This is a genomic window from Blautia argi, assembly GCF_003287895.1.
Taxonomy (GTDB): domain Bacteria; phylum Bacillota; class Clostridia; order Lachnospirales; family Lachnospiraceae; genus Blautia; species Blautia argi.
This window is the reverse complement of the sequence record NZ_CP030280.1, coordinates 2,275,583-2,295,348: the sequence shown is the minus strand read 5'-3', so window position 1 is coordinate 2,295,348 and position 19,766 is coordinate 2,275,583. Positions and strand designations below refer to the sequence as shown.

The 19,766-nt window shown below is 41.6% G+C and carries 24 protein-coding genes; 22 read left to right on the top strand and 2 right to left on the bottom strand.

Annotation, left to right across the window (positions count from 1 at the left end):
• Positions 1 to 4: 4 nt before the first annotated feature.
• From DQQ01_RS11195 to DQQ01_RS11155, 10 genes are all read left to right on the top strand, one after another.
• A complete protein-coding gene (locus DQQ01_RS11195) occupies positions 5 to 868 on the top strand; it encodes an HpcH/HpaI aldolase/citrate lyase family protein (RefSeq protein ID WP_330407462.1) in 864 nt (287 codons plus the stop codon).
• Complete coding sequence (gene citF, locus DQQ01_RS11190) at positions 865 to 2,268, top strand: citrate lyase subunit alpha (RefSeq protein ID WP_242980351.1); 1,404 nt, start codon at positions 865 to 867, stop codon at positions 2,266 to 2,268. Before DQQ01_RS11195 ends, citF begins: the two co-directional genes overlap by 4 nt.
• A 29-nt stretch (positions 2,269 to 2,297) precedes the next feature.
• Positions 2,298 to 2,729 carry a methylaspartate mutase subunit S gene (glmS, locus tag DQQ01_RS11185; RefSeq protein WP_111920107.1) on the top strand — a complete coding sequence of 144 codons (432 nt, stop codon included), beginning with the start codon at positions 2,298 to 2,300 and terminating at the stop codon, positions 2,727 to 2,729.
• 21 nt (positions 2,730 to 2,750) lie between these two features.
• On the top strand, positions 2,751 to 4,139 hold the full coding sequence (gene glmL / locus DQQ01_RS11180) for a methylaspartate mutase accessory protein GlmL (RefSeq protein ID WP_111920106.1): 1,389 nt from the start codon (positions 2,751 to 2,753) through the stop codon (positions 4,137 to 4,139).
• The gene (locus DQQ01_RS11175) at positions 4,123 to 5,571 is read left to right on the top strand and encodes a methylaspartate mutase subunit E (RefSeq protein WP_111920105.1); all 1,449 of its coding nucleotides are present in this window, start codon (positions 4,123 to 4,125) and stop codon (positions 5,569 to 5,571) included. The genes glmL and DQQ01_RS11175 overlap by 17 nt, the downstream gene beginning before the upstream one ends.
• 22 nt (positions 5,572 to 5,593) lie before the next feature.
• The gene (locus DQQ01_RS11170; RefSeq protein WP_330407461.1) at positions 5,594 to 6,772 is read left to right on the top strand and encodes a methylaspartate ammonia-lyase; all 1,179 of its coding nucleotides are present in this window, start codon (positions 5,594 to 5,596) and stop codon (positions 6,770 to 6,772) included.
• Positions 6,723 to 6,848 carry a hypothetical protein gene (locus DQQ01_RS18200; RefSeq protein WP_334293932.1) on the top strand — a complete coding sequence of 42 codons (126 nt, stop codon included), beginning with the start codon at positions 6,723 to 6,725 and terminating at the stop codon, positions 6,846 to 6,848. Before DQQ01_RS11170 ends, DQQ01_RS18200 begins: the two co-directional genes overlap by 50 nt.
• Positions 6,849 to 6,935: 87 nt before the next feature.
• Positions 6,936 to 7,886, top strand: coding sequence for an alanine-tRNA synthetase second additional domain-containing protein (locus DQQ01_RS11165; RefSeq protein ID WP_111920913.1), 951 nt, complete (start codon positions 6,936 to 6,938; stop codon positions 7,884 to 7,886).
• A 23-nt stretch (positions 7,887 to 7,909) separates the two neighbouring features.
• Positions 7,910 to 8,755, top strand: coding sequence for a fumarate hydratase (locus DQQ01_RS11160; protein ID WP_111920104.1), 846 nt, complete (start codon positions 7,910 to 7,912; stop codon positions 8,753 to 8,755).
• Between the two features lie 19 nt (positions 8,756 to 8,774).
• Complete coding sequence (locus DQQ01_RS11155; protein WP_111920103.1) at positions 8,775 to 9,311, top strand: Fe-S-containing hydro-lyase; 537 nt, start codon at positions 8,775 to 8,777, stop codon at positions 9,309 to 9,311.
• 211 nt (positions 9,312 to 9,522) lie between these two features.
• Here the strand turns inward: DQQ01_RS11155 and DQQ01_RS11150 are convergent, their stop codons facing one another.
• Positions 9,523 to 10,182: a hypothetical protein gene (locus DQQ01_RS11150; protein ID WP_111920102.1), complete on the bottom strand. Its 660-nt coding sequence runs from the start codon at positions 10,180 to 10,182 to the stop codon at positions 9,523 to 9,525.
• Between the two features lie 247 nt (positions 10,183 to 10,429).
• Positions 10,430 to 10,981, bottom strand: coding sequence for a helix-turn-helix domain-containing protein (locus DQQ01_RS11145; RefSeq protein ID WP_111920101.1), 552 nt, complete (start codon positions 10,979 to 10,981; stop codon positions 10,430 to 10,432).
• Positions 10,982 to 11,196: 215 nt separating this feature from the next.
• Between DQQ01_RS11145 and DQQ01_RS11140 the strand changes: the two genes are divergently transcribed.
• The 12 genes from DQQ01_RS11140 (at position 11,197) to DQQ01_RS11075 (ending at position 19,732) form a co-directional block, all read left to right on the top strand.
• Positions 11,197 to 11,610 carry a tetratricopeptide repeat protein gene (locus tag DQQ01_RS11140; protein WP_111920100.1) on the top strand — a complete coding sequence of 138 codons (414 nt, stop codon included), beginning with the start codon at positions 11,197 to 11,199 and terminating at the stop codon, positions 11,608 to 11,610.
• A complete protein-coding gene (locus DQQ01_RS11135) occupies positions 11,603 to 11,794 on the top strand; it encodes a hypothetical protein (protein WP_111920099.1) in 192 nt (63 codons plus the stop codon). The genes DQQ01_RS11140 and DQQ01_RS11135 overlap by 8 nt, the downstream gene beginning before the upstream one ends.
• A gap of 27 nt (positions 11,795 to 11,821) precedes the next feature.
• On the top strand, positions 11,822 to 12,448 hold the full coding sequence (locus DQQ01_RS11130; RefSeq protein ID WP_111920098.1) for a hypothetical protein: 627 nt from the start codon (positions 11,822 to 11,824) through the stop codon (positions 12,446 to 12,448).
• A gap of 140 nt (positions 12,449 to 12,588) precedes the next feature.
• A complete protein-coding gene (gene yidD, locus DQQ01_RS11125; RefSeq protein WP_111920097.1) occupies positions 12,589 to 13,026 on the top strand; it encodes a membrane protein insertion efficiency factor YidD in 438 nt (145 codons plus the stop codon).
• Positions 13,027 to 13,049: 23 nt separating this feature from the next.
• The gene (locus DQQ01_RS11120; protein ID WP_111920096.1) at positions 13,050 to 13,436 is read left to right on the top strand and encodes a hypothetical protein; all 387 of its coding nucleotides are present in this window, start codon (positions 13,050 to 13,052) and stop codon (positions 13,434 to 13,436) included.
• On the top strand, positions 13,375 to 14,370 hold the full coding sequence (locus DQQ01_RS11115) for a hypothetical protein (protein WP_162624302.1): 996 nt from the start codon (positions 13,375 to 13,377) through the stop codon (positions 14,368 to 14,370). The genes DQQ01_RS11120 and DQQ01_RS11115 overlap by 62 nt, the downstream gene beginning before the upstream one ends.
• A gap of 10 nt (positions 14,371 to 14,380) precedes the next feature.
• On the top strand, positions 14,381 to 15,193 hold the full coding sequence (locus DQQ01_RS11110; RefSeq protein ID WP_207657623.1) for an ATP-binding protein: 813 nt from the start codon (positions 14,381 to 14,383) through the stop codon (positions 15,191 to 15,193).
• Positions 15,084 to 15,719: a hypothetical protein gene (locus DQQ01_RS11105; protein ID WP_207657622.1), complete on the top strand. Its 636-nt coding sequence runs from the start codon at positions 15,084 to 15,086 to the stop codon at positions 15,717 to 15,719. Before DQQ01_RS11110 ends, DQQ01_RS11105 begins: the two co-directional genes overlap by 110 nt.
• Before the next feature lie 18 nt (positions 15,720 to 15,737).
• The gene (locus DQQ01_RS15915) at positions 15,738 to 17,609 is read left to right on the top strand and encodes a toxin glutamine deamidase domain-containing protein (RefSeq protein ID WP_162624300.1); all 1,872 of its coding nucleotides are present in this window, start codon (positions 15,738 to 15,740) and stop codon (positions 17,607 to 17,609) included.
• Complete coding sequence (locus DQQ01_RS11085) at positions 17,606 to 17,854, top strand: hypothetical protein (RefSeq protein WP_111920092.1); 249 nt, start codon at positions 17,606 to 17,608, stop codon at positions 17,852 to 17,854. Before DQQ01_RS15915 ends, DQQ01_RS11085 begins: the two co-directional genes overlap by 4 nt.
• Before the next feature lie 11 nt (positions 17,855 to 17,865).
• On the top strand, positions 17,866 to 19,059 hold the full coding sequence (locus tag DQQ01_RS11080; protein ID WP_111920091.1) for an SPFH domain-containing protein: 1,194 nt from the start codon (positions 17,866 to 17,868) through the stop codon (positions 19,057 to 19,059).
• 1 nt (position 19,060) lies between these two features.
• The gene (locus DQQ01_RS11075; protein WP_111920090.1) at positions 19,061 to 19,732 is read left to right on the top strand and encodes a hypothetical protein; all 672 of its coding nucleotides are present in this window, start codon (positions 19,061 to 19,063) and stop codon (positions 19,730 to 19,732) included.
• Positions 19,733 to 19,766: the final 34 nt, after the last annotated feature.

Sequence of the window (19,766 nt, the reverse complement as noted above, 5' to 3'; positions counted from 1 at the left end):
AACCATGCTGTTTTTACCGGGAAACACTCCCAATATGCTGATAAACGGGGATACTCTGGGAGCAGATACTATTATTTTTGATTTGGAGGACGCAGTATCTCCGGACGAGAAGGACGCAGCTAGAATTTTGGTAAGAAATGCGCTGAAATATCAGTCTTTTCCAGCCTGTGAGGTTGTGGTTCGTATCAATCCTACAGACACAGAGTTCTGGAAGGAGGACTTAAAAGCCATCATTCCTCTGAAGCCGGATGTGATTATGCCAACCAAGGTAAGCGGAGGCGAGATGATTCGTCAGGTGGCAGATTATATCACAGAAGTGGAAAAGGAAGCAGGCGTAGAAGAAGGTGCGGTAAAAATTCTGCCGCTGATCGAAACCGCTTTGGGTGTGGAGAAAGCCTTTGATATTGCCAGTGCAGACAAACGGGTCATTGGTTTGTTTTTAGGCGGAGAGGATTTTACCGCAGACATGCACTGCAAACGTACCAAAGAGGGCAAGGAAATTTTCTATGCCAGAACCCGTCTGGTGTGTGCGGCAAGAGCCTGCGGAATCGAGGCATATGATACGCCGTTTACAGATGTGGAGGATATGGAAGGTCTGGAAAAGGATACAGAGTTTGCCAAGAGTCTGGGCTTTGCAGGAAAAGCAGTCATTTCCCCAAGACATGTGGACATTGTAAATGCAGTCTTTTCTCCCACAGAAAGCGAAATCGAGTATGCCCATGATGTTATGGAGGCCATTGAAGAAGGCAAGCGTCAGGGCAAAGGCGTTATTTCTTTAAGAGGCAAGATGATTGACGCACCTATTGTAAAACGTGCCAGACAGGTACTGGAAATGGAAGAAGCGATTTACGGAGGTGCGTGCAGATGAGCAAATTAATCGAATCCATAAAAGAGGCCATTGAAAAAACAGGATTAAAATCCGGAATGACCATCTCTTTTCATCATCATATGAGAAACGGCGACTATGTACTAAACATGGTATTGGAGGAAGCAGCCCGTATGGGAATCCGGGATTTAACCGTAAATGCCAGTTCCATTTTCGATATTCACGAGCCTATTATCGACCATATTAAAAACGGCGTAGTCACAGGATTGGAATGTAATTACATGGGAGCAAAGGTGGGAAAAGCCATTTCCCAGGGGATTTTGGAAAAACCGGTGATTTTCAGAAGTCACGGTGGAAGAGCCGGAGATATGGAAAACGGTTCCTCTAAAATCGACATTGCCTTTCTGGCTGCGCCTTGTGCAGACAATATGGGAAACTGTAGCGGCAAATATGGTCCTTCTGCCTGTGGCTCTCTGGGATATGCTTTTTCGGATGCCATACATGCCGGTAAGGTTGTGGTAATTACCGATAACCTGGTTCCATATCCCTTAAAGGATACCTCTATCAACGAAGGATATGTGGATTATGTAGTGCAGGTGGAGCAGATTGGAGATCCGGCGCGTATTGTGTCAGGAACAACCAAGATTACCCGTGATCCGGTAGGGCTTCGCATTGCAGGGCTGGCAGCACAGGTAGTTAAGCATTCTGGTTACTTAAAGGATGGTTTTTCCTTCCAGACCGGTGCCGGAGGCGCTTCCCTGGCTGTGGCAAAATATGTGGAAGAAATGATGGAAAAAGAGCATATTAAGGGCAGCTTCTGTATGGGCGGTATTACAGGATACATGGTAGACATGGCAGACAAGGGATACTTTGATACCATTCTGGACGTGCAGTGCTTTGATTTAAAAGCGATTGCTTCTATCCGGGAAAATCCGAAGCATCAGGAAATTTCAGCTATGCGCTATGCTTCTCCGGCTGCAAAAAGCGCAGCAGTAGATAGTCTGGACGTGGTGATTCTGGGCGCTACACAGGTGGACGTAAACTTTAATGTCAATGTACATACAGATTCCAACGGATACATTATGGGAGGTTCCGGGGGACACTGCGATACAGCCGCAGGGGCAAAACTGGCAATTATTGTAGCTCCCCTTATCAGGGCAAGACTTCCTCTGATTGTAGACCAGGTGCTGTGTAAATCCACACCTGGGGAAACCGTTGATGTGGTGGTAACACAGAGAGGAATCGCCGTAAATCCGAAACAAAAGGAATTAAAGGAAAAATTAGTAAAAGCCGGACTTCCGGTAAAAGAAATAGAAGAATTAAAACAGATTGCAGAGGACATTGCGGGTGTCCCCAAACGGGTGGAAATGGGAGAACGAGTTGTAGCAAACGTACTGTACCGCGATGGAACTTTACTGGATACAATTAAAAATGTGAAATAGGTAGGAAAAACAGAAGGGAGCGGTTTACAGTGGATAAGAAAAAATTAGTCATTGGTGTAATCGGCGCTGATGTACATGCCGTGGGAATCAGCATTCTCCAGCATGCTTTTGAGGACGCTGGTTTTGATGTGACAAACCTTGGAGTTATGGTATCTCAGGAGGAATATATTTCTGCTGCTATTGAAACAGGGGCAGACGCTATTATGGTATCCTCTCTTTACGGTCACGGAGAGCTGGACTGCCGTGGTCTGAGAGATAAATGCAACGAAGCCGGATTAAAAGATATTCTTTTATATGTAGGCGGAAATATTGTAGTAGGAAAGCAGCCATTTAACGAAGTGGAAAAACGTTTTAAAGCCATGGGATTTGACCGTGTATTCGGTCCCGGTACAGCGCCGGAAACAACCATCGCGGCTTTATACGAAGATTTTGGTATGGAAGCACCAAAGACAGAGGACTGATCAGTAAGGTGGTGAAATGAGATGAAACCAATTTTACTGGTGGACTTTGGCAGCACAAACACCAAGGTAACGGCTGTAGATGTGGAAAACTGTGAGATTTTGGGAACAGCGGCAGCCTATACCACCGTAGAAACAGATATTAATAACGGGCTTCACGAGGCGCTGAAAATACTGGAAAAGACCACAGGCCCTCTGGAATTTTCAGAACGCTATGCCTGTTCAAGCGCAGCCGGAGGTCTGAAAATGATTTCCATAGGTCTGGTGCCGGAGTTGACCGCCAAAGCGTCAAGAGAAGCTTCTCTCGGAGCCGGAGCAAAGGTGTGGAAAACATATTCCTTTAACCTGACAAAAGGAGATATGCGGGAAATTGAAACCTATCACCCGGATATTATCCTGCTTACCGGAGGGACGGACGGAGGGAATACAGAGTGTATTCTCTACAATGCCAAGATGCTGGCGGATTTAAGCTATGACTGTCCTATTGTCATTGCAGGAAACCGCTGTGCAGCAGATGAGTGTCAGGAAATTCTGGAAGGAAGAACAACCTATATTTGTGATAATGTAATGCCAAGGCTTGGAGAATTAAACATTGAGCCGACCCAGAAGCAGATACGGGAAGTTTTTTTAAAGAGAATTGTGCAGGGGAAAGGACTTTCCGAGGCATCGGATTTGGTTTCCGGTATTATTATGCCAACCCCTTCAGCTATGTTAGCAGCCATGGAGCTTTTATCTGACGGCTGGGAAGATGCCAGAGGCATTGGGGAACTGGTAGGCGTGGATTTAGGCGGCGCTACCACGGACATCTATTCTATTGCAGACGGAAATCCTGCCAATGCGGCAACGGTGATGAAGGGACTGCAGGAACCCTATGCAAAACGCAGTGTGGAAGGCGATATCGGCATGCGCTACAGCGTTCAGGGGATTCTGGAGGCAGCAGGCGACCGGAAGCTGTCTAAAATATCCGGTATTAACCGCCAGAAAATTGCGGGGCTGGTGGAATATCTGGGAAGTCACACAGACTATATCCCGGATAATGAAGAAATGGAACACATCGACTATGCGCTGGCCTGTGCTGCTGTGGAAACAGCCGTTACACGTCACGCAGGTTCTCTGGAACAGGTGTATACCCCCTGCGGTCTGACTTATGTACAAAGCGGCAAGGATTTGCGGCGGGTAAAATATGTTATTGTCACAGGCGGGGCTTTGATACATGCAAAGCATACAGAGGAAATTGCCAAATTCGCTCTGTATGATGAAAGCACTCCCGGCTCTTTGCGCCCGGAGCATGCGGAAATCCTGGTGGATAGAAAATATATTCTGGCGGCAATGGGACTGCTTTCCCAGCATTATCCCACAGCGGCGCTGGAAATTATGAAGAAGGAGATTGCTTATTATGGACATAAGGAATAAAAAATTATCGGACGATGAGTTTTACGGTATCCGAAAAGAAATTCTGGAACAGTGGCCAACCGGTAAAGACGTAGACTTTGATGAAGCCATTGAGTATCACAAAAGTATGCCGGAAACAAAGAGTTTTTCCAGAAAGCTGTCTGCAGCAAAAAAAGAGAGGAAAACACTGATTCAGCCAAGAGCAGGTGTAGCATTAATTGACGAACACATTAAGCTTCTGCAGTATCTGCAGGATAAAGGGGAGGCAGATTTACTTCCTACAACCATTGACTCTTACACACGTCAGAATCGTTATGAAGAGGCAGAGGTGGGAATTAAAGAATCTATCCACACACAGAAATCCATGCTCAATGGATTCCCGGCTGTCAACCACGGCGTTTACGGCTGCCGTCAGATTATTGAAAATCTGGATACGCCGGTGCAGGTACGTCACGGTACACCGGACGCAAGACTGCTGACAGAAATCTGTTACGCAGGGGGATTTACCAGCTATGAGGGTGGCGGTATTTCCTACAACATTCCATATGCAAAGGATGTTCCCCTTGAGAGAACCATTTATGACTGGCAGTATGTAGACCGTCTGACCGGTATTTACGAGGAAGCAGGGGTATCCATTAACCGTGAGCCATATGGACCATTAACAGGTACACTGGTTCCGCCTTCCATGTCCAATGCGGTTGCCATTATCGAAGCCCTTCTGGCAGCAGAACAGGGTGTGAAAAATGTAACCGTAGGTTATGGTCAGTGCGGTAACCTGGTACAGGACGTAGCAGCTCTTCGCGTGCTGGAAGAGCTGACAGAAGAATATCTGGAAAAATACGGATATGAAGATGTAACCGTTACTTCTGTACTGCATCAGTGGATGGGCGGATTCCCACAGGACGAAGCGAAAGCCTTTGCCGTTATTTCCTGGGGAAGTTCTGTAGCGGCTCTTGCAAAAGCCACAAAGGTTATTGTAAAGACTCCTCATGAAGCTATTGGCGTACCTACTATGGAAGCTAATGCACAGGGTCTGCGTTGTACAAAACAGGCCATTTCTCTTCTGGCAGATCAGGAATTAAAGAGCTCTGCTCTGGAACTGGAAAAAGCTATTATCAAAGGAGAAACATGTGCCATTGTGGACAAGACCTTTGAACTTGGTATGGGTGACCTGGCGCTTGGCGTTATCCGCGCAGTGAAAGCCGGTGTCATTGATATTCCGTTTGCACCAAGTAAATATAACTTCGGCAAAATGCTTCCTGCCCGTGACCATGAAGGCGCTGTGCGTTACTTAAATACCGCACACGTTCCTCTTCCTCAGGAGCTTATTGACTTCAACAGAGGCAAAATCGAGCATCGTGCAAAAATGGAAAAGAGAAAAGCGTCCTTCCAGATGGTTATTGATGACGTTTACGCAATCAGTAAAGGAAGACTGGTTGGAAAACCGAAATGATGATAAAAAGGAGAAGAGTATCATGAAAATAGTAGATGTAGTTTGTTCTAAAGCAAGAACCGGATTTTTCTTTGATGACCAGAGAGCAATCAAAAAAGGTGCTGTTTCTGACGGAGCGGCTTATTTCGGAGAAACTGTTACACCGGGCTTTAAATCTGTAAGACAGGCAGGAGAAGCCATTTCTGTTATGCTGATTTTAGAGGATGGACAGATTGCATGGGGGGACTGTGCGGCTGTACAGTATTCCGGGGCAGGCGGACGCGATCCGCTGTTTCTGGCAGAGGACTTTATTCCGATTATTGACAAATATATCAAACCGGAGCTGGTTGGAAAAGAAGCAGACAGCTTTAAGGGCTTATGTGAAATGCTGGAAAATATCCAGGTGGACGGCAAAAGACTGCACACAGCAATTCGCTATGGTGTAAGCCAGGCGATTCTGGACGCTGTGGCAAAATCCAGCAAACGTCTGATGTGTGAGGTTGTAGCTGATGAATACGGCACAACGGTTTCCGAAGAGCCGATTCCGGTATTTACCCAGTCCGGGGACAGTCGTTATGACAATGCGGATAAAATGATTTTAAAGGGCGCGGCTGTTATGCCTCATGCTCTGATTAACAATGTGAAGTTAAAACTGGGCGAGCATGGAGAAATCCTAAAAGAATATGTGGCATGGTTAAGAGATCGTGTACTGAAACTGCGCAATGACGAAAACTATATGCCAGTGTTCCATATTGATGTATATGGTACCATTGGAGCGATTTTCGGTGTGGACAATTATCCGGCTATGGCTGATTATCTGGCAGAACTGGAAGAAGCCGCAAAACCATTCCATTTGAGAATTGAAGGTCCTATGGACGCAGAGGAGAGAGAAAAACAGATGCTCTGCTTAAAGGGACTGAGAGAAGAAGTAGACAGAAGAGGTATTGATGTAGAGCTGGTAGCAGACGAATGGTGCAATACTCTGGAAGATGTAAAATATTTTGCAGACAATAAAGCAGGACATATGGCACAGATTAAGACTCCGGACCTTGGCGGTATCAACAACATCGTAGAAGCCGTACTTTACTGTAAGGAAAAAGGCTTTGGCGCTTATCAGGGCGGTACCTGCAACGAAACAGACCGTTCTGCACAGGTTTTGCGTAAACTGTGCAATGGCAACAAAGCCGGACCAGATTCTTGCAAAACCTGGTATGGGTGTTGACGAAGGCTTTATGATTGTTTACAATGAAATGGAAAGAATCCTTGCTCTCAGAAAAGCAAGAAAAACTCAGAAATAAAGATTGACGAAGCACAGGTGTCGTATTGAGTGAGGATTAAAAAGCCCCTTTATACGGCACCTTTTGTTTCAGGCAGAGGAAAAAAGTATGGCATATTCAAAACAGATGCAGGAAGGAAACCTGTACAGCTATTATTTTGCACCCAGAGGCAACCGCCGTATGGCAGATTTGGGTATGCAGTTAAGCCAGATGTATTTAAGCCCCTTTGACCACATTATTGGAATTATCGGAGATGCGGGGGCAGGAAAGAGTCTTTTGATTAAAGGTATGTTTCCGGGTGTGGATTTAACCAATGATGATGAGGGAGTTAATATCCGCCCGCTTCCCCTTCTCCATGAAGACCTGGAAGACCCGTTTTCGCCTCATACCTATCATCTGGATATCCGCTTTGAGTCTGCATTTACCCAGATGCATGTGCTGGCAGAGGCGATTCTGGAGGCTGCCAAAAACGGGAAAATGGTGATTGTGGAACATTTTGAGTTGATTTTTCCCTTTTTAAAGAGAAATGCGGATTTGCTGGTGGGAATCGGAGAGGAAATTATTATTACACGGCCGAATATGTTTGGTCCCCTTCCTGAAAATATTGCAAAAATTGTACATAAATCTGTGGGATACAGAAAAGCTGCACATACGTTGGAGGATTTGTGTGTGCATTTTATGGGGGAGGGCTATGCACAGGACGGTCCCAGGTCTGATGTGCGCCATGGTTTTGTGCTGGAATTTGAGGAAAAGCCGGACGTGGATTTGTATGAGCTGGAAAGAAAAGTAAGAGAAGCAGTGGCGCAGGATTTGCCGGTTTCTTATTATGACGAACATCATGTGCAGATTGGAGAGTATGTGCTGGAATGTCTGGGACCCAGAATGCATATCTCCAGTACGGGGAAAATCGGGGAGTTTACCCTGGTAAAAGAATATCCTCAGGACCCACGAAATGGATATTACATGCTGATTGGGCTTTTGGGACAGCATCAGTCTGATGATATTCAGGATTTTAACCGCATTGATTTGAGCAAACAACTAAGCGGTCAGCCAAAGTAGAACAAAATATGGGAGGAACAAGTATGGTTCGCAGCGTAAACGTAGAACTTTTGACAGAAAATATTAAGGAAATGTGTATTCAGGCAAATCACTATCTGGCGCCGGATATGGATAAGGCTATGAAAGAGGCTCACGAAAGAGAAACAAAGCCTCTGGCAAAGCAGATTCTGGGGCAGCTTCTGGAAAATCTGGAAATAGCAGGGGAAGATATGATTCCCATTTGTCAGGATACCGGTATGGCAGTGGTATTTTTGAAAATTGGACAGGACGTGCATTTTGAAGGCGGCAGCGTGGAAGAAGCGGTCAATGAAGGGGTACGTCAGGGATATGCAGAGGGATATCTGCGAAAATCTGTGGTAGGAGATCCTCTGCTTCGTGTGAATACAAAGGACAACACTCCGGCTATTATTCATTACGAACTGGTTCCGGGAGATAAAGTGGAGATTCTGGTAGCACCAAAAGGCTTTGGAAGTGAAAATATGAGTAAAATCCATATGTTAAAGCCGGCAGACGGCGTAGAAGGTGTGAAGGAAGCCATTATCAATACCGTAAGAGAAGCAGGGCCAAATGCCTGTCCGCCTGTGGTAGTGGGCGTGGGAATTGGCGGAACCTTTGAAAAGGCAGCGATTCTGGCAAAGAAAGCTCTCACAAGGGAAATCGGCACGCACTCTGAACTTCCTCATGTCAGGGAACTGGAAGAAGAACTTCTGGCAAAAATCAATGAAATTGGTCTGGGACCGGCCGGTCTTGGAGGAGATACCACAGCTCTGGCAGTGAATATTAATACTTATGCAACTCATATTGCGGGACTTCCGGTGGCAGTCAATATCTGCTGTCATGTAAACCGCCATATTGTCAGAACCATATAATGCTTTGGGAGGAATGAAAATGGACAGATATATGAAAGCGCCTCTGGATAAGGAAGAGGTAAAAACACTGGAAGCAGGAGATTATGTTTATATTACAGGAACTATTTACACTGCAAGAGATGCTGCACATTTAAGAATGTCCGAAGCTCTGGATAGAGGAGAAAAGCTGCCCCTTGAACTGGACGGAAATGTGATTTACTATATGGGACCAACTCCTGCAAGGGAAGGCCGTCCCATTGGTTCTGCAGGTCCGACTACTGCCAGCCGTATGGATAAATACGCCCCAAGACTGCTGGATTTGGGTCTGACCGGTATGATTGGAAAAGGCAGAAGAAAACAGGAGGTTACAGATGCTATTGTGAGAAACGGAGCAGTGTTCTTTGCAGCCGTAGGCGGCGCAGGGGCTTTGCTTTCCAGGTGTATCAAAAAGGCAGAAGTGATTGCCTATGATGACTTGGGAACAGAGGCCATTCGGAAGCTGGAAGTAGAGAATTTCCCGGTGATTGTGGTAATTGACTCCAAAGGACGAAATTTGTATGATGAGGTTTGCGGATAAAAACTGAAAACAGAAGGACAGATACGGTACAGAAGGCGAGGGGAAGCGTATGAAAATAGAGAAAAGCAGAGGGGATAAGCTGGCAGATTTGTTTTTCTGGATTTGGAAGTTGCAAAAGGTGAAATAAAAAATTAAAGAAGCCAGGATTTACAACGGATTTGGGCAGTTGTAAATCCTGGCTTTTGCTTATTTCAGTTTCATTTGCACAGAATTAGTGTATGTTTCTTATAAATACCGTTCTGTTAATTGTTTTAAGCGAATAGGAATTTCTTTCTCCGTATAGAACAGTGATTGATCCATATTTTCCAAAAAAATCCAAGAAGGCAGATAAAAGCCCAGATTCCTGAATGTTAAGATAAACAGGTGTGTCAGATTCAGCTGGGGTAAAAAGAAGATAGCCTTTACATGAATTCAAATAAATATTTGCCCCATTTCTAACACTTCCTATTGTGTGCTTTAACATTCGCATATGACGCTTGTCTTTTTCACACTCTCTGATGAAACGGTGAATCAAGTCAATCCTGTCTTCTAATGAGGGCGGTGTATATATGTATGAAGGATACTCTTCTATTTTTCCTGTATTTAAAAATTCTATAATTCCTTCTTCTGAAAAAATAAGAACTTCTTCTTGTTCCTCGTGTAGGCTATTTATATAACCTATATGATTCTCTAATTGTGAGATAAAGAGTTCACGGGAAGGAAGTGTAGGAAGCAAATACTTCTTCAGGAATTCTGAAGAGAGTAAATTTGTCATGCAAGGTGTCATTTGAAAACTATAGGCTGTAGAAGATTTAGTTACACATTGCTGAATACAGGAAAGCTGTGTATGTACATCTTCAATTTTTTGAAGGAGAGGACGAGCCTGTTCCATGTAGCGATTAAAAATCTTTTTTATAAGACTAATCAGGTCCGGCTGAGAAGTAAAGAAGCCAGTTTGGAGTGTTTCCGAAAGAATAATAGCCTGAGTATCTGTTAAAAGAAGATACGGAAAAAGGCGGAAACTATCGAGTGAAGAAGGAACAGTATCATAATAGTAATAGGGATGATATTGATATTTACAGGTACATAGCGGCAGAATATTTTGCAGACAATGTAGATTATAGCTTTTCCTATTTTCTCTAACAGAGTCCGTATTTATTCAGATAAATCAACTGGTGAATCGTCAGTTGATGACAATTTCTGGCAATAGACAGTAAAAGCTGAGTGAGAAAGGGAAAATTGGGCTGGATAAGCATATGAATTTCACCAGACTCTTTTTGCGCCTGCCAGGCAACGAGATTGAATATGGCCTGATTAACGTTGGTTTCACCATCCAGGGGAATAAGATTTTGCGTGTAGGAGGTCTGGAAAGAAAAAGATAAATTTAAAGTATCCCTGTTGACAATATTTTTGAAATCATTTAAAAAGGCCAAAACGTGTTTCCGCCTGTAAAAATTATCACTTCCCTGGACTGTGATAAAATATGCATCTGTTAGTTCGCGGCATTCTCCTGGGGTCAAATGTAAATAATCGGCAATTTTATCCACCGCAGATGCAGAACCTGGGGTGTGTTTCCCATGAACAATTTTGTACATTAAAGAACGGTCAATTCCACAGTATTCAGCAAGAGAATAGATGCGTACATTTTTTTCCTGTATATATTGAGAAAGAAGTTGTGAAAATTTGGACATAATAGACTCCCTTGTGTTTTTTTGTTTATATTAGTATAACATGAGAAAGAGAAAAAAACTATATTTTAGAAAAAGTCTGTCCACAACATTGTCCACATATTGAAAATTGAAAAAATGACAGGTAAAATATAGAAAATAATGTGAGAAAATATAGAAAATTCATATATTATCTCAATATTATAAAAAGATGAATAAATTGACGGGAGAGGAGAAAAATGGCTTATCAGGTTATTGATATCAAATGTCCGGGCTGTGGGGCGCCCGTGGATACAGGGCAAAAAGAATGCAAATATTGTCATAGACCGGTTATTATTACAACATTTAACAGTGTATACGATATGCCTATGCCAGAGGTTCAAAAATATGCCAAGTCCTATAGAGAGCAGCTGGAGAAAAATCCTGAGAATCAGGATTTAAATATGTCTGTGGCTATGTGCTATTTAAAACTTGGAAAAAGGGAGATGGCATTACAGGCTTTTGAAAAAGCCATAGAAGATAATTTTGATAATTCTCAGGCGTTTTTTTATGCGGCAATTTGCCGTTTAAATGGGAAAAAAGCGTGTACAATTAAAGAGCGTTCGATTATAAAAAAAATAGAAAGAAGATATTCAGGCTGCTCTGATGATTGAAAATCTGGGGATTTATTATTATTTCTGGGCGTATATTAAATATGATTATTATACAAAAAAATTTCTGAATACCAGCCCTACATGGCAGGAATTAATTTTGAAAGCTCAAGAAATAGGATTGTCAGAAACAGATGTAGAACAGTTATATTTGATCCTCGGAATTGATAGACCGAGCTGTCTGTAGGAGAAAAAATACAGAGGGAGAAAAAAGATGGGATGTTTAGATAAAAGTATGGAGAAAAGCACACAGAAGCTGCTGATTGAAAATTTAAAAAGGGGAAAATCGCAGGAACAGAAAAGAGTCATTGATTTCTTTTTAGCAGATGAGGGGTGTACTGCAGGGTGTTTGTCAGGTATGAATGGAACAAAGCAAATGACCATGATGGAATACCAGCAGGCTGTTGCTAATAGGCTGTATGGGTTGAATTTAAAAGAACGGGCATTGGCAAAGATTGCATTAGATGAAAGCGAAATTGAAGAAATTCCGCCAATTGTTTTAAGCGGATATGCCTTTGAGGACGCATTTGATGACAATGATGTATGGGTGAAAGTAGAAGGAAATCAAGCCGTTGCTTCCAGGTTTGCAGCTTCCTGGATTTTTTTCAGTGATACACAAATTTATACTTATACATATAAATTTGATATGACCAGTGATGATGTGTGGGAAACTACACAGGATTTCTTTTATCAGGATATTACCTGTTTTACTACACAGCAGCGTATAGTAGAAAAAATTGATACACATCTTACTGGCTGCATTAAAAAAGGAATTTCAGCAGAGAAAAATAATTACGTTGTAGATACACTGAAAAATTATTGTTCCAAATACAGAGTTTAGCTTCTCAATGCGTAATAATGAAACTTTGGAGCAAAGCTTGCAGGCTGCAAAGGCGATGCTCAGAGAGAGAAAATTTGTAAAATAGGTAAGGTTTAGGGAGAGAAGTGCTGCGGCATTTCTCCTGTTTTATAGGAGGGAACATGGAATTTCCATATGATGTAGGAGGGGCGCCGGTGATAGACAGCACTTCTCCTGAAAAGCCGAAAAATCCTTTAAACAGACCGGAAATAAATTATCGAAAACCGTTATATGCAGTGTTAGGGTTACTTGGGATTTTTATAAGTGTATATTTTTTTCTTTATTGCCTATGCCCGGAATTGCAAAGAAAAGGGTGGATTAGTTTTTTTGCCGTGATAGTTTATTTGGCTGTAATTTCAAAAAAGATAATTATTTGGCTGGTACATTTGTATCAAAATAAAGCGCCAGATGCGGTGCGCCTTAGGTGTGTTTTTGAACCAAGCTGTTCAGAATATATGATACTTGCCATAGAAAAGTACGGAGCTGTGCGGGGAGTATGGAAAGGGATTCAAAGACTTGGAAGATGCCATGCGCCAAATGGTGGGAAGGACTATCCGTAAGAATACAAAAGAAGGGGAAAATTATGAGTAAAACTTCAGTTGGTTATCTTGAAAATAATGAAGCAGTTGCTTTAAGTGTAATAGAAATTACGTCAATACCGAATCTTTCTATTATAGACAACAATGCAGAAGAATCCGAGATTGTAAAAGATTATAAAAAAGATATGGGGAACCTGTTGGCAGAGATATATCAAAATTATAAAGTACAGTCCGCCATGTCAGGGGAAGATAAAGATACGGCATTGGAGTTTCTGTGGATTACAGAAGAAGTGAAAAATCAGCCCTATAAAGCAAAAATTAAAATGTATTTGCTTGTGCGTTCCATTGAAAAAATCTTCAGAAGACGCAGTGAAAACAGCAGATGCTATTATGCGTGCCTGTCAGTCTGCATTAGAACTTCAGAAGTATGAGTATGAAGAACGTTCTATGGAAGAAATGACAGAAAAAATTAAAAATATAGAAGCATCTTCTGTCAAAGCACTTGTCAAGGAAGAAGGGGTAGAAAATCTTCAAAATCAGATGCTTCCCTTTTGCTATACCTATGACAGAATACAAGATACGGCACAGGATTTAAGCAGGCTCGTAAATATTTTAACCGCACATCCTGATTGTGCAGTATCTTTTCAGCTGATTCCTGCTCGATTGGAAGGACAGGAACAGGAAGAACTCAGTCGAATGATGCAGATTTTGGATATGTTGGGAAAAGGAACAGCAGAAATTGGAAATGTGAGCTTTGCCCTTGCTGAAAAAAACGCGGAAGTTTACAGATATTATGCCATACAAAGAAATAATCCGCTTTTTTTATATAATATCTTAATATATGGAAACCAAACAAGCGCGCCGGAAATTTCCTCCAGAGTATATGCACAGCTGAATACGCCAAAGCAGCCTGTGAAAATGAAGTTTATTGATTTGCAGGAAGGTGAAGTGCAAAAAGATACAAATTTTTATCCTTTGCCATGGGCTGTGAATGAAGTGTTGATGACAAGGGAACGGGAGAGCCAAATCTGGAACAGCGGAGTTTTTTCTGAGGCGTATTACCGATTGCCGTATATGATTACCGCAGAAGAAGCATCGGAATTTTTCCGTCTCCCCATTGGAAGCAGCCGGGTTTCTGCCGGACTTCCGGTAAATGAATCCGGGAAAACCAGCAAAACGTATGCAGACCATATTATTAATGCAGGAGATATAGAAATCGGTACTTTAAAGTCTTCTTCAAGAGGGGACAAAATCGGAATTTCATTAAAGGATCTGGCAAAACATATGCTGGTTGTAGGGACACCCGGTTCTGGTAAAAACAACTTTTTCTGTAGGACTTTTGGATCGCCTTTGGAAAGAACATAAAATTCCGTTTTTGGTTATTGAACCGGCCAAGAATGAATATCGTGCCCTGGTACAGAGTATTCCAGATTTGCAGGTATTTACACCTGGAAAAAATTTTATTTCACCTTTTGTGTATAATCCTTTTGTACCGCCTAAAAATGTAAAACTGGAAACTTATAAGTCAACATTGAAGACAGCATTTGCGGCAGGTGTGTCAATGACGACACCTCTTGACAAAATATTTGAAGAGGCTATTAATAACTGCTATTCTGATTTTCGCTGGCTGGATACCTATACAATTGATGATAAAGGGCGGATTTTTAATATAACAGATTTCATTAAGTGCTTTCAGGAAACCTTTGACGCTATTGGTTATACCGGAGATGCGAAGAACATTGGAAGAGCAGGAGTGGTGCGTTTAAATTCTCTTGTAAATTTATTTGATAATTATTTTTCGATACCTATTGAGGATTTGCTGACCAAGCCTACAGTAATTGAACTGGCAGCCATTGAAAATAGTGACCAGAAAGCACTGCTCATTTCGTTATTGCTATTATCCATTTTGGCATATGTGAATAGTAATTATGTAGGAGAGGGAGGACTTAAAAATTTAATTCTTCTGGAAGAGGCACATGTTCTTTTAGATGCGCAGAGTAATGGAGGACAGGGAGATGCCAATCCTAGTGCTATAGCGCAGGGATTGGTGAAACGTATGCTGGCTGAGATTCGTTCTTATGGTGTTGGAATTGTTATTGCAGACCAGTCCCCCAAGAAAAGTTTCAACAGATGTTGTAGCACTTACAGATATAAAAATGGCTTTTCGTCTTGTGGAGGCTACAGATAAACAAATTTTAGCAGATTCTACAGGCATGGATGAAGTACAGATAAAGAGATTGTCTAAATTAAAGCCGGGCGAAGCCTTTTTCTTTTTTAATAAATTGGAAGAACCGGAAGAAATTAAAACAGAGGATTATCGTTTGCAGAATAATATTCAGATTACATTATCAGATGAAGGAATTAAAAAGCTTTCTACTTATTGGAAGGATAAGCAGGATAAATTGAGGCCATATCCAGAATGTTCTTATGTAAAATATTGTCATGTTACCTGTGAGTATGGACGCCGAATGTTGGCAAAAGAAGTGTCACGTCGAATTTTTAATCAGTATTTTAAGAAGGATAGTAAAGACTTTGAAATTATTAAAAAAGTTATTCCAAAACTTCGCAGTCTAATTAGAGCAGAGTTAAATGATGAGGCTTTAGATGATGAATTAGTGGCTTGTGTTAAGGTGCAGTTGTTTCGAAGAATTAAATATCATACTTCTATAAAAATACACGATGTAACGATTCAAAAAAATCTCGAAAATACATGATAAGAGGGAAAGTAGTATATGGGAGATGAATTTTCAGAAGATATGGAATATGATGTGCCGGAGGAAACTTTTGAAGAAGAGGTGCCGGAAATAGAGGAAGAAGAAATTCCAGAGGAAGAGGAAGTTCCAGAGGAAGAAGAATTTCCAGAAGAGGAGATTCCAGAAGAAGAGGAGATTCCAGAAGAGGAGGAGATTCCAGAGGAAGAGGAAATTCCAGAGGAGGAAGAAATTCCAGAGGAAGAAGAAATTCCAGAGGAAGAAGAAATTCCAGAAAAAGAGGAAATTCCAGAGGAAGAGGAAGTCCCAGAGGAAGAGGAAATTCCAGAAGAAGAGGAAATTTCAGAGGAAGAGGAAGAGAAAGTCCCAGAGGAAGAGGAAATTCCAGAGGAAGAAGAGATTCCGGAAGAAGAGGAAATTCCAGAAGAGGAGGAGATTCCAGAGGAAGAGGAAATTCCAGAGGAAGAGGAAGTTCCAGAAGAGGAAGAAATTCCAGAGGAAGAGGAAATTCCAGAGGAAGAGGAAATTCCAGAGGAAGAGGAAGTTCCAGAAGAGGAGGAGATTCCAGAGGAAGAGGAAGTTCCAGAGGAAGAAGAAGTTCCAGAAGAGGAGGAGATTCCAGAGGAAGAGGAAGTTCCAGAGGAAGAAGAAGTTCCAGAAGAGGAGGAGATTCCAGAGGAAGAGGAAATTCCAGAGGAAGAAGAAATTCCGGAAGAGGAGGAGATGCCAGAAGAAGAGGGGGAGATGCCAGAAGAAGAGGAGATTTCGGAAGAAGAGGAAGTTCAGGAAGCAGAGTTGACGGAAATAGAAGATGACATACCGGAAGAGATGCCAGAGGACATTTCGGAGGATGAGTCATCAAATATGGATAATATTGATGTCGAGAAACAACCCGTTGATGACATTCAAGATAGTGAGGTAGAAGAAGCTGCTATTGATGTAGACAGTGAGGATACCGGGGAACAGTCAGTTGATGATATTCAGGATAATGTGGTAGATGGAATGCCGATTGATGGAAACGATGAAATCATTGTTTATAATTCCGTAGATGATACTGAAAAAACAAACGATATACTTAATAATAATGAAACAGCTAATAGTTTGAGTGATTATATGAATTCGCATAATTATGGTCTGGATGATTTCGCCACATATTCACAAGACCCTGAATGGAGAAAATTGCAGAAACAAGCGTATCCGGATTATGAGCTGCCGCCACTTACGCAAGAAAATGCGCGCAATCAGTTGATTGATTATATGAATGCAAACAGCTATGGACTCGATGATTTTGAAACCTATTCGCAAGACCCAAAATGGAGAGAGTTACAAAGACAGGCATATCCAGACTATGAACTGCCACCACTAAATAAACTTGATAATCTTGGACAATGGAGTGAAGTGCCGCCAGATTTATCTTATAAAGATAATTTAGAGGCAGCAAATCCTAATTATGAGTTGAGCGATGAATGGAAAGTAAATTGTCAAAGGTGTGTTCCTACATACGAAATGCGTTCACGAGGATATGATGTTACAGCATTCCCTTGTGTGGATAACAACGATTATTTGTCGTATCACCCATATGATGTATGGGAAAGTCCGGATGTAAGGAAGGCATCAGGGAATGGATTACATGATATCCAGGACTTAATGAGCAGTTGGGGAGATGGTTCAAGAGCTCAAGTCTGTTTGCAATGGGATGTTGGCGAGGGAGGGCATACGTTTATGGCAGAACAAAGAAATGGAAAGACATACTTTGTAGACCCTCAAACGGGAGATACTGACGTAAGTTGGTATTTTGATGAAGCAAAACCAGGAAGTGTATCATTTTGCAGAACTGACCAGCTTATGCCGTCATCACGCATTTTAAATTGTTGTAAAGGAGTGAAAAAATGATTGATTTTAAGAAAGCAATAGAAATTGCACAAAAATATTATCAAGAAAAAGGTCAATTGGAATTAACGAAAATTTATGAATCGAAAAATATTTGGGTTGTATATGCAGGAAAAAAAGAGCAACCCAGATTTGGGAATGCAGGGATTGCAATAGACAAAGAAACAGGAGAAATTAGTAGCTTTATCCTGCCTTCACGTACGAATTTTGAAATCCTTAAAAATGCAAAAATGACAGAACTTAATTAGGAGGTAATCAAATGGCATTCTTTAATAGAAATCCAAACGAAGAAGTATATATAGGCGGTAAAAAGCACTGGACAGATGTGATTAAAAATTCTGCAAGTGGAGAACTGTTGATTTGGAGACAGCCGGAGGAAGATTTTAATACGAATTCTACATTGGTTGTTATGCCGGGAGAAAAAGCAATTTTTGTCAAGGGAGGAGTTGTAGAACAGGTTTTCGAGAAAGGAACATATAAACTTTCAACAGAAAATTATCCTTTTATCAGCAGACTGAGAAATGCTATTTCCGGAGGTATCAGTACTTTCCACTGCGTTGTTTATTTTGTCAGAGATGCAGAGAGCAGAGAAATTTTATGGGGGACAGATACCCCAATAAGTGTACGCGACAAAGTTTTTAATATTGTAACAGATGTACGGGTACGGGGAGCTTATAAACTTAAGATAGAAAATCCTGCTTTGTTTTTGGAAAAGCAAGTAGGAAATAATGTATTTTTTAAAGAACAGGAAGAGATAAACCTGTACTTTGAAAATATATTGAGAGGTAAAATAAAATCTGCAGTTGCAAAATTTTTAAACGGACTTCAGCAGGAATTAATTGGTCTTGATGCTTATTTAGACGAACTTTCAGAACAGATTACTCCATACATAGAAGCAATTCTAGATGAATATGGCCTGAAATGTACAGCCTTTGTGCTTTCCGGACTGGATGTAGACAGGGGGAAATATGATGCTATTGATATTTCACAGATTTCTGCGCTCGAAAAAGTAAATCAGGCACGTGGAGATAAGGCTGTTATGGATGTGTTAGGCAATGATTGGGGACGACAAAAAGCAGCAGATATTTTGGGAAATCTGTCTAATAATCCAGGCGCAGGTGGATTGGCAGCAGCTGGTGCAGGTATGGGTATGGGCATGGCGGCCGGAGGTGTGTTTAACAGTATGGCACAGGAAATGTTTGCACCTATGAAAAATCAGACGCAGCAGCAACCGGTTCACCAGACACCAAGCGGAAGATTTACACAAAAAAATACAGGAATATCACAGGGGATAAAATGTGTAAATTGTGGCAGTGAATGTGCTTCAGGAGCAAAATTTTGCAGCAACTGTGGTGCCCCTTTGAATCAAAAGGTATTTTGCGCAAATTGTGGAACTGAACTGGAACCAGGTATGAAATTCTGCAGCAATTGTGGCGAAAAGAGGAAAATTTGATATGAAAAGAAAAAATACCATGTGGTCGATTCTATATTTGATTTTTTTGGTCGTATTTAATCTTATTTTTTATACCCTTGGCGGAATCAATCATCCGGCATCTGTTTGGATTTCTTACTTTTTTATTCACTTTGCATATTTGTTTTTGCTGGCTACTCCGTTTTTTGTAAGAAAAGGGAGAGAAACGGGAACTTTTAGTGCTGTGTTAGGGTGGATTTCTGCGACTTATTTTGGAATAGAACTGGTTGTCGGTATCCTTTTTATTCTTATAGCCCCCAAAGGGATAAAAGGAGCATTGATTGTACAGGTGCTTATTTTGGCAGTCTATCTCTTTGTTTTGATATCCAATATGATTGCAAATGAACAGACCGAAACGGCTATAGAGAGTCATAATAAGGAACTTTGTTATGTAAAAACAGCTTCTGTAAGAATGAGGAGCATTATAGAGAAAGTCGGAGACAGGGTTTTATTGAAAAAAATAGAAAAGGTATATGATGTCCTTCGATGCAGTCCGGTAAAATCTTCATCTGCTGCAAACGAAATAGAGCAGCGAGTGTTTAAAGAATTAGATTCTCTGGAACGGGCGGTATCTATGGGAGATGAAGAGGGAATTAACACCAGTGCAGAGACGTTGTATGCTCTGGTCGTGGAAAGAAATCATCGGCTTATTTAAAAAACGAAAGAAAAAGGGAGGAATATAAAACCAT